Below are 14,435 nucleotides of genomic sequence, written 5' to 3'. Positions count from 1 at the left end.
GCGTTCCTTACGAGATGAAGTCTTTGTAGTCCGCTTCCGACATGAAGTCGTCGAGCGCGGAGAGGTCTTCGATCTTCATTTTGAAGAACCACGCGTCGCCCATCGGGTCCTCGCCGACCTTGCCCGGATCTTCGGTCAACGGATCGTTCACCTCGACAATCTCGCCGTCCAGCGGCGCGAGAATGTCGGAGGCGGCTTTGACGCTCTCGATCACCACGACCTCATCGTCTTTCGACACGGTGGTGCCTTCTTCCGGCAGTTCGATGAAGACCACATCGCCCAGTTGCTCGGCGGCGTGTTCCGTGATGCCAACGACGATCAGATCGTCCTCGACGCGGAGCCATTCGTGTTCTTCGGTGAATTTGATGTCAGCGGCCATAGTCTTGGTCCCTATAGAGTTTAGCGTTTGTAAGAGGTGGCATGGAACGGCATCGGTGCGACCGTCACAGGCAGGCGCTTGCCGCGCAGTTCCGCGAAGAGTTCGGTGCCGTTGCTGGCGAGTTCCGTGGGGAGATAGCCCATGGCAACGGGGCATTGGGCCGAGGGGCCAAAGCCGCCTGAAGTGATCTCTCCGATCTGGTCGTCGCTCTCGGACGTGGCAAAAAGCGGCGTGCCCTCACGCATCGGCGCGCGGCCCTGCGGCAGGAGGCCAACGCGTTTGCGCTCTGCGCCGTTGTGGAGTTCAGAGAGGATACGATCCGCACCGGGGAAGCCGCCTTCGCGGGCACCGCCAGAACGACGCACCTTTTGAATGGCCCAGGCGATATTGCCCTCAACCGGCGAAGTGGTGGTGTCGATGTCATGGCCATAAAGGCAAAGCCCGGCCTCCAATCTCAGGCTGTCGCGGGCTCCGAGCCCGATGGGCTCGACCTCCTCCATGGCGATCAGTTTGTCGGCGATCTCCGGCGCAAGCTCCGCCGGGATCGAAATTTCAAACCCGTCCTCGCCGGTGTAGCCGGAGCGCGAAATCCACCATTCCATGGCATCGATGGTGATGCGCACGCTATCCATGAATTTCAAGTCTATAACCTGCGGGACCAGGCGCGCGAGAGCCATCTCGGCCATCGGCCCTTGCAGCGCCAAAAGCGCGCGGTCGGCGATTTCCGTGACCGTGACATGATCCGGCAGGGAGGCGTTCAAATGCGCAATGTCATCCATTTTACAGGCCGCATTCACGACCAGAAACAGCGCGTCGCCGGTGTTGGAGATCATCAGATCGTCGAGAATGCCGCCCGTCTCATCGGTGAAAATCCCATAACGCTGACGCCCCGGCGCGAGGCCCAGCACATCCACAGGCACGATACTTTCCAAGGCCAGAGCCAGTGCCTCAAACCCGTCGGACGAGCTGAGCATCACCTGCCCCATATGCGACACATCGAAAAGCCCCGCACCCGCCCGCGTGTGAAGATGTTCTTTCATCACGCCCAGCGGATAGTGCACCGGCATCTCATAGCCCGCAAACGGCACCATCTTGGCGCCCTGCGCGACGTGAAACTCATAGAGCGGTGTGCGCATGAGCGCCGTCGCCTGATCCGACATTCTAACCTCTTGCCCCCTTTGGTGCATCCCACCGCAGCCCGAAAGCCGACGGTATCCATGATGCCCCCTCTGTCCTATGTGCCTGAGATCGTTATCCCTTCGGCGGAGGCGTCACACCCCTCTCTCCAGAGTTTCATGACCGTGCGAAGGTCCGTTCACCTGAGAGTTTTCCGGGGCGGTTGCTCCTTCGGTAGGGAAGTCCCTTCTCCCAACGCACGATGTGAGGCGACCTTAGGCAAGGTCCAGATTCGGGACAAGCCGAAAATATTTCCGATAGGAAACTTACGACATTTCGACAGTAAAAAGCCGCCATGCGGACGATCCCGAGGCGGCTTTTTGTGTAATTTTGAACAGAAGCGATTAAAGCGTCGGCTTTTTCTGCATCAACGGCAGGACGTTGGACATGTCCGGGCCATGCGCCATGCCAGTCACGGCCTTGCGCAAAGGCATGAACAGGCCTTTGCCCTTGCGGCCCGTCGCCTCTTTCACAGCCGTCGTCCACTCTTTCCAGCTGTCCGCCGTGTAGGGCGGTTCAGGCAACATGGCGAAGGCCTCTGCAATGAAGTCCTTGTCCTCATCGTCGACCAGCGGCTCGGCGCCATCGCGGAACAGCTCCCACCAGCCTTTCATATCCGCTTTGACGGTGATGTTTTCACGCACGACGGTCCAGAACGGCTCGGCGATCTCGGCGGGCACGCCAAGGGCGGCCACGTCGTCGGCCACATCCGCAAAGGGTTTCGCGTGATTGATCTGCGAGGTCAGAGAGAACAGGTCCTGGCTGTCGAATTTGGTGGGCGCCGCGCCGAAGTGCGACAGATCGAAGCCTTCGATCAGCTCCTCCATGGAGCTGCGCAGCTCGATCGGCTGCGACGAGCCGAGACGCGCCATCAGGGACAAAAGCGCCATCGGCTCGACCCCCGCCGCGCGCAGGTCGCGCAGGCTGAGCGTGCCGAGACGTTTCGACAGCGCCTCGCCCTGCGGGCCGGTGAGCAAAGAGTGGTGCGCAAAGGACGGGACAGTACCGCCCAGCGCTTCGATGATCTGGATCTGCGTCGCCGTGTTGGTGACGTGGTCAGAGCCGCGGACGATGTTGGTCACACCGAAATCGACGTCATCGCAGACGGAGGCCAGCGTATAAAGGAACTGACCATCGGCGCGGATCAACACCGGATCGGACACGGAGGCCGCATCGATTGAGATGTCGCCCAGAATGCCGTCATTCCACTCGATCCGTTCCTGATCGAGCTTGAAGCGCCAAACGCCATCGCCACGCTCGGCGCGCAACGCGTCTTTCTCGGCCTCAGTGAGCGCCAAAGCGGCACGGTCGTAAACCGGCGGCTTGCCCATATTGAGCTGTTTCTTCCGCTTCAGGTCCAGTTCTGTGGGTGTTTCGAATGCCTCGTAGAACCGGCCTTTCTCGCGCAGCTCATCGGCGGCGGCGTGGTAACGATCCAGGCGCTCGGATTGCTTTTCAAAGCGATCCCAGGTGAAGCCCAGCCATTCGAGATCTTCGAGAATGCCATCGGCATATTCCTGTTTCGAGCGCTCCTGATCCGTGTCGTCGAGGCGCAGAATGAACTGCCCCCCGGCCTTGCGAGTGATCAGATAGTTGAACAGCGCAGTGCGCAGGTTGCCGACATGAATAAAGCCCGTGGGCGAAGGCGCGAAACGTGTGACGATCATCGTGGGTCTCCTGTTGCGCTTCCTCTTTCATATCGCGGCCAAAGAGTCCATATCGGAGCCAGTCCCAACCGGAGGTCAGACATGTCTTCACCGCTTCTTGATGCCACCGCGCCCGATCTCGACGTGATCGAGGACATCGCCCGCGCCACGATGAACGACCTTCCGCCCGCGTTCAAAGTGCTGGCCTCGAATGTGTCTCTGACGGTGATGGATTTCGCGCCGGAGGATTTGCTGGCCGAGATCGGCATCGAAGACCCGTTTGAGCTGACCGGGCTTTATACCGGCATCCCTATGACCGAGAAATCGACGCTGGACCAGGCCATGGCGCCGGATACGATCTGGCTGTTTCGGCGGCCCATTCTGGACGAATGGTGCATGCGTGGGAATGTGACGTTGCAACAGATGGTGGCGCATGTCACCGTGCATGAGCTGGCGCATCATTTCGGATGGTCGGATGAGGACATCGCCACGATCGACAAATGGTGGGAATACGACTGAGCCGGGACTTCCCTGACCTGACACAATTGTCATCCTGCCAAAGGCTCTCTGTGCTATTCTGGTTTCAATCATATCCGAAACCGGAGGACGCATAGTATGAAAAACACTTCTCTGAGAACGCCTTATCTGTCCCGCCGCCATCTTTTGCTGGGTGCCGCCGCTGTGCCCCTGGCCGCTGGCCTGCCCTTTAGCGCCCGCGCCGAGGCGCCGATGATGGGCGCGGCGCTCGCTCCCTATCGTCGCTTCAAACTTGGGGCGTTCGAGGTCACGACGCTTTTGGCCGGGACCCGCACCGTGCCCGATCCGCATACGATCTTTGGCCTCAACGCCTCTGACGAGGACTTTGCCGCCGCCTCCGAGGCCGCGTTCATCCCCTCTGATGCCGCGCAGTTTTTCTTTACGCCGACACTGGTGAACACCGGCTCCGAACTGATCCTCTTTGACACCGGCCTCGCACCCGAGGGCATCACCGCAGCACTTGAGGCCGCAGGCTATACCGCAGACCAAGTCGACCGCGTGGTGATCACCCATATGCATGGCGACCACATCGGCGGCATCTATGCGGACGCCCCGACCTTTGCCAATGCCGCCTATTCCACGGGTTCGGTGGAAATGGATCACTGGGATATGTCCGGCAATGACGGGTTCGAGGCCAAAATCCGGCCCCTTCAGGACCAGTTCGATCTGTTGGACGATGGCTCCGACGTCACCTCCGGCATCACCGCCATGGCTGCTTTCGGTCACACGCCCGGGCACATGGCCTTTCACCTCGAAAGCGAAGGGGAGCGCCTGATCCTCGGCGCGGATTTCGCCAACCATTACGTCTACTCGCTGGCCAACCCGGATTGGGAAGTGCTCTACGACACGGACAAGGCAATGGCCGCCACGACCCGACGCACGCTTTTGGACATGATGGCGACGGACCGTGTGCCCTTCATCGGCTATCACATGCCCTTCCCGGCACTGGGCTATGTCGCCGCCAAGGATGGCAATTTCGAATATGTTCCGGCCAGTTATCAGACCATGATCGAGGGCTGAGACCACAAACACTCGGGCAGTGCGGCAGGCTTCATGAAGAGGCTTGCCGCTTCGCGTTTCAGACCGGCAACAAAGAGCTGGTGTCACATATCATTTGCAAATTCATTAGACAGTGCATAGCGGGACTGCGTAAAAAACACGCGTAAGGCAGGCAAATGTGACCTGCATCAATGATGTTAACGCTAGCAAAGCTAAGATCGGCCAAAAGTGAGAGAGTCGTGACACGGAGACACCCATGGCCCATATCCTGACCATCACATTGAACCCGACCGTGGACCTGTCCACCACGACCGCAAGCGTCGAAGCGGGGCCGAAACTGCGCTGTGTCACACCGGAAGCCGATCCCGGCGGCGGCGGCATCAACGTGTCGCGGGCGATTAAATTCCTGGGCGGCGAGAGCACGGCCTTTACCGCCGTGGGTGGCGAGACCGGTGCACAGTTGTTGCGACTTTTGGCCGAGGAGCATGTGCGCTTCACGGCCTTTTCCGTCACCGGCGGCGCCACGCGGCAATCCATCGCCGTGACCGAACAGCTGACCGGCAAGCAATATCGCTTTGTCATGCCCGGGCCTTACTGGAACCACGAGATGGTCGATGAATCCCTGAACGCCATCGCGCAAGCCGCCTCCGCGAGCGGGGTTGTGGTGCTTTCCGGCTCGCAGCCGCCGGGTGTGCCGATGGATTACCCGGCCCGTCTCGCGCGCCATCTGGCGGCGAAAGGCGTGCAGCTGTTCGTCGACACCTCCGGCCAGCCGCTGCATGAATTGGTCAAACACACGGCCAATCCCTATGTGCTCAGAATGGATGATGTCGAGGCGGAGGATCTGGCGGGCTGCCCCTTGCCGACGCGCGAGGATACGGCGGATTTCGCCTCGGAACTGGTGGCCAAAGGCGTGGCCGAGAACGTCATCGTCGCGCGCGGCGCGGATGGATCGACGCTTGCCAATGCGACCGGGCGCTGGCATGCCTCGCGCGCGATCAATCCTGAAGATGTGGTCTCCGCCGTGGGCGCGGGCGACAGTTTCGTGGGGGCGTTTTCTTTGGCGCTCACCCGTGGAGATGCGATGCAACAGGCGCTGTGTTTCGGCACATCTGCGGCCTCCGCCGCCGTGTTGAGCGCGGGCACGCAGCTTTGTTCCTCCGAGGACGTGGCGCGGCTTTTGCCCGGCTGCGAATTGATTGCGCTCTGAAGTTTACGCCCCTTCGGCAGAGGCCAAGGCGAGACCATCGACGACAGCCGTAAAGGCCTCACCACGCAGCGCGCGGGCCTCGGGCAGCACGGTGCGACAGGCCGCTTCGACCACATGCATAAGGCTCGAACCGCCGACATAGACGACCGCGCCGACGGCGTCTGCCTTGAGTTCCGCAAGCGACAGGGTGGCCGTGATCGCTTCTGACAATTCGGCCTGATAGCCTGCCAAATCCTCGGCCAGCGCAGCGGGGGTCAAGGGCGCAGACAGGCCCTTTTCAACAAGCGCCAGATCAATTTGAGACGCAGCCCCGCCATTGGCGCCGATCTTCGCCGCCTCGACGGCGAAAGCGACATCATGGCCCAGCTCCGCCTCGATCACCTCGACAAGGCGTTCGAGTTTTTCCGGCTCGACCGCATGGGCTTCGAGGTCGCGCACCTTCGTCAGCGTGTCGCGGGTGTAGAGAAAAGGGATGTTTTGCCAGGTCGCGAGATCGTTAAAAATCTGCGTCGGCATGGGCAAAAGCCCCTTGCCAAAGGTGCGCTTCAACTCGGTTCCCGCCCCCAGCAAAGGCATGGCATGCGCCAGGCTCAGCGCCCGGTCGAAATGCGTGCCGCCAAGGCGGATCCCGTGGGAGGCCAACACCTCGACCTTGCCGTTCTCCTTGCGAAACAAGGTGAAATCTGAGGTGCCGCCGCCGATGTCGACGACCAGCCCGATCTCGCCTGAGTGCAAATCCTTCGAGGCCAGCGCCGCCGCTTCGGGTTCAGCCAGAAAGCGGATGCGGGAAAACCCGGCCATCTCATAGGCCTCGCGCAGATCGCACTCGGCCTGCGCGTCGCGCGCGGCATCTTTCGAATGGAAATGCACCGGACGACCGGACACGACGCCAGTGACAGGTTGGCGCAGCTGCTCTTCGGTGCGGGTTTTGAGCACGGTCAGGAATTGCGCGATCACCTCCAAAAGGCTCTGACGCTTGCCGCCGATGGGGCGGGTTTCGCGCAACAAAGGTGTGCCCAACACGGATTTGAGCGCGCGCATGTAGCGGCCTTCATCTCCGTCGATCAGCGCCCTGTTCGCCGCCGATCCGAGCCGCATGTTGCCCCGCGGATCGAAAAACACCGCCGTCGGCAGGGTCTTTTCTCCGGGTTCAAGCTCCACGAGCCAGGGCGTGCCATTGACCGCGAGACCCAGCGCGGAATTCGATGTGCCGAAATCGATACCAACTGTCAGTTCCATAGCGCGCCTCCTTGTCAGAAAGCGCGCTGTCTAACGATCCCCTTGCGCAAGGACAAGAGGCCATCGTGACAGCCTCCTCGCGTTAAGGTTAATCAGATTAAGGTTAACGCGAGGAAGAGAGGCGTCGTGCGGTCCGCCGACAGGACAACCGTGAAAGGATCAACTCGGGTCGCGCCAGCGGCTTGCGATCGGATAGCGACGATCCAACCAAAAGGCGCGCGGCGTCAACCGGGTGCCCGGTGCGGATTGGAAGCGTTTGTACTCAGAGATATACAAGAGATGCTCGACGCGTTTGACGGTCGCGCGATCAAAGCCCGCCTCCACCAGATCGGCGACGCTTTCTTCACGATCCACGAGACCTTCGAGGATCGCGTCCAGCACCTCATAGGGCGGCAGGCTGTCGTCATCACGCTGATCCGGGCGCAGCTCCGCCGAGGGCGGTTTGTCGATGATCGTGACCGGGATGACCTCGCCCTCCGGGCCTTTCATCCAGTCGCGATGATTGGCGTTGCGCCAGCGGCATTGCTCGAAGACGCGCGTTTTATAGAGGTCTTTGATCGGGTTATAGCCGCCGTTCATATCGCCATAGATCGTGCAATAGCCGACGGCCATTTCGGATTTATTGCCGGTGGTCAAAAGCATCGAGCCGAATTTGTTCGACAGCGCCATGAGCAAAAGCCCCCGAAGACGCGACTGGATGTTTTCCTCGGTCGTATCGAACGGCAGATCGCCAAAGATCGGCGCGAGCGTGTCGGTGATCGCATCGCGGCCTTGGGAAATCGGCACAAAGTCGTAGCGACAGCCCAGACGATTGGCGATGTCCTTGGCGTCCTCCAGCGAGCCTTGGGAGGTGTATTCCGACGGCAGCATCACGCAATGCACATTCTCGGCGCCAAGCGCGTCGGTGGCAATCGTGGCGACAATCGCCGAGTCGATGCCGCCGGAGAGGCCAAGCACCACCTTCTTGAACCCGGTCTTGCCAAGGTAATCACGCAGGCTGAGCACCATGGCGTGGTAGTCTTGCTCCCATTCATTGGGCTGATGGGTCACTTCGCCCTCGGAAGCGACCCATTTGCCGTCCTCTTTGACGAAATCGACATGGCGCAACTCTTCGGCAAAAGCCGGAAGGATATGCGCCGGTTTGCCGTGACGATTGAGCACGAAAGAGCCGCCGTCAAAAACCTGATCGTCCTGACCGCCGACCATGTTGAGATACACCAGCGGCACGTCATTTTCGATCACACGCGACACCATATGGGTGAGCCGCGTGTTGAATTTGTTGCGATAATAAGGCGAGCCGTTGGGCACGATCAGAATTTCCGCCCCGCTTTCAACCTGCGCCTCGGCGACGTCCTCATACCAGGCATCTTCGCAGATCGGCGAGCCGATGCGCAGCGGGCCGATGGCATAGGGGCCTTCGATGGGACCCGAGGCAAAGAGGCGCACCTCATCGAACACCTTGTAATTCGGCAGGTGATGTTTACGCAGCACCTGTTTGACGCGGCCCTCGGCCAGAATCCAATAGCCGTTGTAAAGCGCATCGCCATAAAAATACGGCGCACCCAGACCAATCGCGGGACCATCGACTGTCAAAGCGGCCAGTTCCTCGGCCTTGGCCATGGCCGTGTTCACCAAAGCGGGCTTCATCACCAGATCCTGCGGCTGGTAGCCGATCAGGAACAGCTCAGGAAAGACGATCATATCGGCGCCTGCCGCCTTGGCCTCGGCGTAGGCGCTGCGGACCTTGTCGGCATTGGCATCAATCGCACCCACGGTCGGGTTGAGCTGGGCTAGGGTCAGGCGAAAGGTCTCAGTCATGGCACTCATGCGTCCTACTATGTTGAGGCAAGGTTTAGCAGAATGACGCCCAAGGGAAAGGCGCTCACAGGAAAAACATTTGAAGACCGCGGGCCTACCCCCTAGTCTGGCGCGCGACAGGGTCTGCGCGGATGCGGCCCCGGATTAGAACAAGGTCCACCTCGGCGACCAAAGCAACACGGCGGCAGCCCAGGCAGACACATGACCTCATCGGGAATGGGACGTAAGACAGTGACACGAATGCGCATCACGCTTTTCGCGGCAACGATGATCGGGGCCATGCCGGCCCTGCCCACGGCCCTGCTGGCGCAAGACAGCGGAAAAGTGGAGACCCGCCAGTTCGAAGAGGGCGGGATTTACGAAGGCACGTTCAAGGACGGTTTGCAGGACGGCGTCGGCACCTACAGCCTGCCCAACGGCTATGAATACACCGGCGAATGGGTGATGGGCGAGATCAAGGGCCAGGGCCTTGCGCGGTTCACCGACGGTTCGGTCTATGAGGGCGCCTTTGAGAAGGGCAAGCCGCATGGCTTTGGCAAGATCACCTATGCCGATGGCGGCACTTACGAGGGCGATTGGGTCGAGGGTGAGGCCACCGGCTCGGGCGTCGCGGTCTATGCCAATGGCGTGAAATACGAGGGCGGTTTCATGGCCGCCAAGCACCACGGCCAAGGACGCTTGGAAAGCCCCACCGGCTATATCTACGAAGGCGGCTGGGTCAACGGCGTGAAAGAGGGGCGCGGCACGATCACCTATCCCGAAGGCGCCACCTATGAGGGCGAAATGGCCCGCGACATGCGCCACGGGCCGGGTGTTCTGACCACAGACGAAGGGATGATTCTCGACTGCAACTGGGTGGACAACCAGTGCAACGGCCAAGGTACGATCACGCAGCCCAACGGCGATGTCTTCGAGGGCGAACTGGTCGGCGGCAAACGTCAGGGCGCGGGCAAGGTGACCTACGCCAATGGCGATGTCTATGAGGGCAATTTCGACGATGACAAACGCGACGGCCAAGGCACGTTTACCGGCGCGGACGGCTATCTCTATGTCGGCGCATGGACCGAGGGGCGGATCGAGGGTCAGGGTCAGGTGACTTACCCGGACGGCTCCGTCTACGTGGGCGACTTCCTCGATGACCTGTCGCATGGCAAGGGCAAGATCACCTACCCCAATGGCACGACCTATGAGGGCGATTGGAAATATGGCGTGATCGACGGCACGGGTGTGGCGCGCTACGCGGGCGGGCTGACCTATGAGGGCGAGTTCCGAAACGCGCAGAACCACGGCAAGGGCAAGATGACCTATGCCGACGGCTTTGTGTACGACGGCGACTGGGTCGACGGCCAGCGTCAGGGCAAGGGCAAAGGCACCTATGTCGACGGCACGGTCTATGAAGGCGATTACGTGGCGGGCAAACGCGACGGGATCGGCACCATCACGATGGCCTCAGGGTTTACCTATACCGGCGAATGGAAAGACGGCGAAATTCAGGGCCGCGGCACGGCGACCTATCCCAATGGCGACAGCTACGAGGGCATGTTCGTCGCGGGCAAATCCCAGGGTCATGGCACTATCACCTATGCCAATGGCAAGGTGGTGTCCGGCGAATGGATGGACGGGGCTTTGGTGTCCGAGGATGCGCCCGAGACGGAAGCGCCTGCGGCCTCCGAGTAACCTTAAACAGTTTCCCCTTTTGAGAGGCGGTCCAGAAATGCGGCCGCCTCTTTCACTATCACCGCGCGCTTGTCCGCATCCATCCGATCCCAGGTCCGATACATCTGGCCCATACGCGGATTGCCTTCGAACCGCTCGCGATGACGGTCGAGGAAGTGCCAATAGAGCAGATTAAAAGGACAGGCGCCCTCCCCCGTCTTCTTGGTCACCGCATAGGCGCAGTCACCGCAGTAATCCGACATTTTGTGGATGTAATTGCCCGAGGAAATATAGGGTTTAGACGCGATCACCCCGCCATCGGCGAATTGGCTCATTCCGACCGTATTGGGCGCCTCGACCCACTCGAAGGCATCGATATAGACGGCGAGATACCATTCATGCACCTCCTTGGGGTTCACCCCGGCCAAAAGTGCGAAGTTGCCGGTCACCATCAGGCGCTGAATGTGGTGGGCATAGGCATCTTCGCAGGTCTGGGTCAACGCGTGCGACAGGCAATTCATCCGGGTCTCAGCGCCCCAATAGAGCGCGGGCAGGCCGCGTTGATGATTGAGCTTGTTCTGATGCGGATAATCCGCGCCCTTGAGGAAATACAGCCCCCGCACATATTCGCGCCAGCCGAGGATTTGCCGGATGAAGCCTTCGGCGGAGTTGATCGGCACTTTGCCGTCGCGATAGCGTTTCTCGACAGCTTGGCAGAGCGCCAGCGGGTCCAAAAGGCCGATGTTGAGATAGGCCGACAGGAGCGAGTGATGCAGCACGCGGTCGTTTGAGAGCATCGCGTCCTGATAGGGGCCGAAGTCCTGCAAGTGATGATCGAGGAAATGCTGTTGCGCGCGTTCGGCATCTTTGCGCGTCACCGCGTAGGAGAACGGGTGCAGCTCTCCGAAATTATCGCCAAACCGCGCTTCTACCAGATCGAGCACCGCGCGGGTGATCTCGTCCGGCTCAAACGTCAAAGGTTTGGTGCGGAACAGGTCGTCCGAGGCGGGTTTGCGATTGTCATGATCGAAATTCCATTGCCCGCCGCAGGGCGCGTCGCCGTCCATCAACAACCCGGTCTTGCGCCGCATCTCACGATAGAAATACTCCATCCGAAGCGCCTTGCGCCCCTCGGCCCAGTCGGCAAACTCCGCCTCCGTTGCGATAAATCGCGTGTCGGGCAGTTGCCGCACCGGGATGGCGCTTTCTTCGGCCTCAAGCCTCAGCCGCCATTCCCCGGCCTCTGTCATGACAATCTCATCCGCGCCGTGGTCCTGCGCCCGACGTCGCGCCTCGCCCAAGAGCGACTGCGTGTTGTCGTCATCTTCGAGCCCCGTGTAGGCCACATCCCAGCCCGCCGCACGCAGCTCTTCGGCGAAATGGCGCATGGCGGCAAAGATCAGCGCGATCTTTTTCGGGTGATGCGCGACGTAATCGGTCTCTGCGGCGACCTCCGCCATGACGACCAGATCGCTGTCCTTGTCGCCCTCTTTCAACGACGACATCTCAAGGGAGAGCTGATCGCCAAGGATCAGAATGACACGGCTCACCACGGCACCTCTACCCCCTTCCAATCATAGAACCGCCCGCTGTCTCGCGGGTCCCGCGCCGCCATGACATCGATCAGATGACCGGCGGCCTCCTCCGGGCTCAGCTTGTCGCGGCTGTAGCCTTCGGTGAATTTTGTCGCCACCGTGCCGGGGTGATAGGCGATGAGGCAGGCCTGTTTGTGGCTGCGCGCGATCTCGATCGCCGCCGTGCGGGTCAGTTGATTGGCCGCCGCCTTGGCCGCACGGTAGCTGTACCAGCCGCCCATGTGATTGTCTCCGATGGACCCCACACGCGCGGTCAGGACTGCCACCACCGAGGGCGCGTCTTTCGGCAAAAGCCGAGGCAATTCCCGCAGGATCAACGCCGGGCCGAGCGCGTTGGTGGCGAATTGATCGCGCAGCGCTTCGGCGCTCAGCGCCCGCAAGGATTTCTCCGGCGGCGCCCCGTCCCCGTCGAGTTTTCCCGTGGCGATCACCACGCGCTCGAATGGCCCCTCAAGAGCACCAAGATGCCGTGAGACGCTGTCAGGATCGGTGACGTCCACCCCGTCTTCGCGCCGCGACAGGCCCGTCACCTCATACGACCGGGCGGCAAAGGCGCGGGCCACTGCCCCGCCGATGCCGCCCGAAGTGCCAATGATCAATGCTTTCATACCGGTCTCCCGTCTCTCATTACGGGAGCGCGGCGACACTGGATCACATGTCTTTGAGTTTGTTCACCTTCATGATCTTCATGATCATACGCTCATAGAAAGGCTCAGAGACACCGCGTTTCACCTTGCGCATGAAATACCACTCGAACCCGAGCTTGGCCCAGTGCACCCATTTGCCATGCCCCGCCCAGTTGACGTTGCGCGGCGGGTTCTGCGGCATCGCCAAGAATGCCGCGCCGCCATCGCCGAAGTCCGCCAGACACAGAGCGTTCCAGGAAGCGAGGTTCTTCGGCTCCTCACCCTTCATGATCAGCGGGATGTTATGCGCGGTGGCGGTCACCATGCTCTCGATCATGAACCCGGTTTTCGGCACGCCGGTCGGGATCACGGTCGGTTCCGTCGGCGCGATGGCGATACAGACGCCGATGCCGAAGATGTTCGGATAGGTCGGGTTGCGCTGGAATTCATCGACGATGACAAAGCCGCGCGGGTTGACCAGACCTTCGACGCCCATCAGCGCCGGAATGCCACGGAAGGCGGGCAGCAACATGGAATAGGAGAAGGGCAGTTCGTGCTCTTTCACCGGATTGCCATATTGATCGTGCTCGGTGACATGCACCTTGCCGTCTTCGAATTTGTTGGTCTTGGCGTTGGTGATCCAGCGGATGGACCGGTCCCGCATGTAGGATTCGAGCATCCCTTTGGTGTCGCCCACCCCGCCAAGGCCCAGATGCCCGATATAGGGTTCCGGCGTCACGAAGGTCATCGGCACCTTGTCGCGGATTTTGCGACGGCGCAGGTCGGTGTCCATGGTCATAGCATATTCATAGGCCGGACCGAAACACGACGCGCCCTGCACCGCGCCCACCACGATGGGCCCCGGATTGGCGCAGAAATCCTCCCATATCGCGCCGGATTCAGAGGCATGTTCGATGGAGCACACCGAATGGGTGTAGCCCGCGGGACCAAAGCCCTCGATCTCGTCAAAGGCCAGTTCCGGCCCTGTTGCGAGCACGAGGTAGTCGTAGGTGACCTCTTTGCCCGAGGCCAGCGTGATCTTGTTCTCTTTCGGATCGAGCGCCACCGCGCCGTCACAGATAAACTCGATGCCGCGGCGTTTCATCACCGGTTCAAGCTCGATCGTGAGATCGTCCTTGGTCCGCCAATTGACCCCCGCCCACGGATTGGACGGCGTGAACTGAAAATAGCTTTTGTTGGAGATCACCGTGATCTTGTCGTCCTTGCCCACGGTTTCCTTCAACTCATAGGCCTGAATGGTTCCGCCAAGACCGGCGCCGAGTACGACGATATGTGCCATAATACACTCCCTTCCCCTGAGCCTCTGCCGAACGGGTCAGCGACCCCGAGGGCGTGAGATATATGGATGATAGCATGGTTTGCGCTGTACCGGCTTGATGACGATCATGACCGAGTCGGTATACACTCGTATTCAATTATTCGAATAAGAAATCAAGTTTAAAATGCGAGACGGCACCTCGACGCGGGACATCCGGTCGCAGATCACCGGAAATTGGGGCTTTTCAAGCCTGCTCTCTGCGTATATTCCAAACT

Annotated in this window: 12 protein-coding genes and 1 riboswitch; of the genes, 4 read left to right on the top strand and 8 right to left on the bottom strand. The window is 60.6% G+C overall.

The window, feature by feature from the left end:
* Window positions 1–7: 7 nt before the first annotated feature.
* The 3 genes from gcvH to gltX form a co-directional block, all read right to left on the bottom strand.
* Window positions 8–367, bottom strand: a complete 360-nt coding sequence (gcvH, locus tag HCZ23_RS10175; protein ID WP_167601872.1) for a glycine cleavage system protein GcvH — start codon at window positions 365–367, stop codon at window positions 8–10.
* A 32-nt stretch (window positions 368–399) separates the two neighbouring features.
* The gene (gene gcvT / locus HCZ23_RS10170) at window positions 400–1,539 is read right to left on the bottom strand and encodes a glycine cleavage system aminomethyltransferase GcvT (RefSeq protein WP_167601617.1); all 1,140 of its coding nucleotides are present in this window, start codon (window positions 1,537–1,539) and stop codon (window positions 400–402) included.
* 137 nt (window positions 1,540–1,676) lie between these two features.
* Window positions 1,677–1,760, bottom strand: a riboswitch (glycine riboswitch).
* A gap of 139 nt (window positions 1,761–1,899) precedes the next feature.
* Window positions 1,900–3,222: a glutamate--tRNA ligase gene (gltX, locus tag HCZ23_RS10165; RefSeq protein WP_167601616.1), complete on the bottom strand. Its 1,323-nt coding sequence runs from the start codon at window positions 3,220–3,222 to the stop codon at window positions 1,900–1,902.
* Window positions 3,223–3,303: 81 nt separating this feature from the next.
* On the opposite strand from gltX, the gene HCZ23_RS10160 reads away from it, so the two are divergent.
* From HCZ23_RS10160 to HCZ23_RS10150, 3 genes are all read left to right on the top strand, one after another.
* Entirely contained in the window at window positions 3,304–3,720 is a 417-nt protein-coding gene (locus tag HCZ23_RS10160; RefSeq protein WP_167601615.1) for a metallopeptidase family protein, read from the top strand.
* A gap of 96 nt (window positions 3,721–3,816) precedes the next feature.
* Window positions 3,817–4,758, top strand: coding sequence for an MBL fold metallo-hydrolase (locus HCZ23_RS10155; RefSeq protein WP_167601614.1), 942 nt, complete (start codon window positions 3,817–3,819; stop codon window positions 4,756–4,758).
* A gap of 235 nt (window positions 4,759–4,993) precedes the next feature.
* The gene (locus HCZ23_RS10150) at window positions 4,994–5,947 is read left to right on the top strand and encodes a 1-phosphofructokinase family hexose kinase (protein WP_167601613.1); all 954 of its coding nucleotides are present in this window, start codon (window positions 4,994–4,996) and stop codon (window positions 5,945–5,947) included.
* Between the two features lie 3 nt (window positions 5,948–5,950).
* On the opposite strand, the gene HCZ23_RS10145 is transcribed toward HCZ23_RS10150, so the two are convergent.
* Window positions 5,951–7,186, bottom strand: a complete 1,236-nt coding sequence (locus HCZ23_RS10145) for an Hsp70 family protein (protein ID WP_167601612.1) — start codon at window positions 7,184–7,186, stop codon at window positions 5,951–5,953.
* A gap of 159 nt (window positions 7,187–7,345) precedes the next feature.
* Window positions 7,346–9,004 (bottom strand): NAD+ synthase, encoded by a 1,659-nt coding sequence (locus HCZ23_RS10140; protein WP_167601871.1) that lies wholly within the window; start codon window positions 9,002–9,004, stop codon window positions 7,346–7,348.
* A 279-nt stretch (window positions 9,005–9,283) separates the two neighbouring features.
* Between HCZ23_RS10140 and HCZ23_RS10135 the strand changes: the two genes are divergently transcribed.
* Window positions 9,284–10,681 (top strand): MORN repeat-containing protein, encoded by a 1,398-nt coding sequence (locus HCZ23_RS10135; RefSeq protein ID WP_254870226.1) that lies wholly within the window; start codon window positions 9,284–9,286, stop codon window positions 10,679–10,681.
* 2 nt (window positions 10,682–10,683) lie between these two features.
* Here HCZ23_RS10135 and HCZ23_RS10130 read toward each other — a convergent pair whose 3' ends face one another.
* Genes HCZ23_RS10130 through HCZ23_RS10120 form a run of 3 tightly spaced genes read right to left on the bottom strand, consistent with a single transcriptional unit; the run spans window position 10,684 to window position 14,181 of the window.
* Complete coding sequence (locus HCZ23_RS10130; protein ID WP_167601611.1) at window positions 10,684–12,213, bottom strand: cryptochrome/photolyase family protein; 1,530 nt, start codon at window positions 12,211–12,213, stop codon at window positions 10,684–10,686.
* A complete protein-coding gene (locus HCZ23_RS10125; protein WP_167601610.1) occupies window positions 12,207–12,863 on the bottom strand; it encodes an SDR family NAD(P)-dependent oxidoreductase in 657 nt (218 codons plus the stop codon). The genes HCZ23_RS10130 and HCZ23_RS10125 overlap by 7 nt, the downstream gene beginning before the upstream one ends.
* Window positions 12,864–12,906: 43 nt before the next feature.
* Window positions 12,907–14,181, bottom strand: coding sequence for an NAD(P)/FAD-dependent oxidoreductase (locus tag HCZ23_RS10120; protein ID WP_167601609.1), 1,275 nt, complete (start codon window positions 14,179–14,181; stop codon window positions 12,907–12,909).
* Window positions 14,182–14,435 lie beyond the last annotated feature (254 nt).

Source organism: Celeribacter sp. HF31, assembly GCF_011806455.1.
GTDB lineage: Bacteria > Pseudomonadota > Alphaproteobacteria > Rhodobacterales > Rhodobacteraceae > Celeribacter.
This window is presented reverse-complemented; position numbering and strand designations above follow the sequence as displayed.

What these genes read in the sequence shown, in the direction of transcription:
- gcvT (WP_167601617.1), bottom strand. Translation starts at nt 1,539, where the DNA reads ATGTCGGATCAGGCGACGGCGCTCATGCGCACACCGCTCTATGAGTTT.
- gltX (WP_167601616.1), bottom strand. Translation starts at nt 3,222, where the DNA reads ATGATCGTCACACGTTTCGCGCCTTCGCCCACGGGCTTTATTCATGTC.
- HCZ23_RS10160 (WP_167601615.1), top strand. Translation starts at nt 3,304, where the DNA reads ATGTCTTCACCGCTTCTTGATGCCACCGCGCCCGATCTCGACGTGATC.
- HCZ23_RS10155 (WP_167601614.1), top strand. Translation starts at nt 3,817, where the DNA reads ATGAAAAACACTTCTCTGAGAACGCCTTATCTGTCCCGCCGCCATCTT.
- HCZ23_RS10150 (WP_167601613.1), top strand. Translation starts at nt 4,994, where the DNA reads ATGGCCCATATCCTGACCATCACATTGAACCCGACCGTGGACCTGTCC.
- HCZ23_RS10145 (WP_167601612.1), bottom strand. Translation starts at nt 7,186, where the DNA reads ATGGAACTGACAGTTGGTATCGATTTCGGCACATCGAATTCCGCGCTG.
- HCZ23_RS10140 (WP_167601871.1), bottom strand. Translation starts at nt 9,004, where the DNA reads ATGACTGAGACCTTTCGCCTGACCCTAGCCCAGCTCAACCCGACCGTG.
- HCZ23_RS10135 (WP_254870226.1), top strand. Translation starts at nt 9,284, where the DNA reads ATGCCGGCCCTGCCCACGGCCCTGCTGGCGCAAGACAGCGGAAAAGTG.
- HCZ23_RS10125 (WP_167601610.1), bottom strand. Translation starts at nt 12,863, where the DNA reads ATGAAAGCATTGATCATTGGCACTTCGGGCGGCATCGGCGGGGCAGTG.
- HCZ23_RS10120 (WP_167601609.1), bottom strand. Translation starts at nt 14,181, where the DNA reads ATGGCACATATCGTCGTACTCGGCGCCGGTCTTGGCGGAACCATTCAG.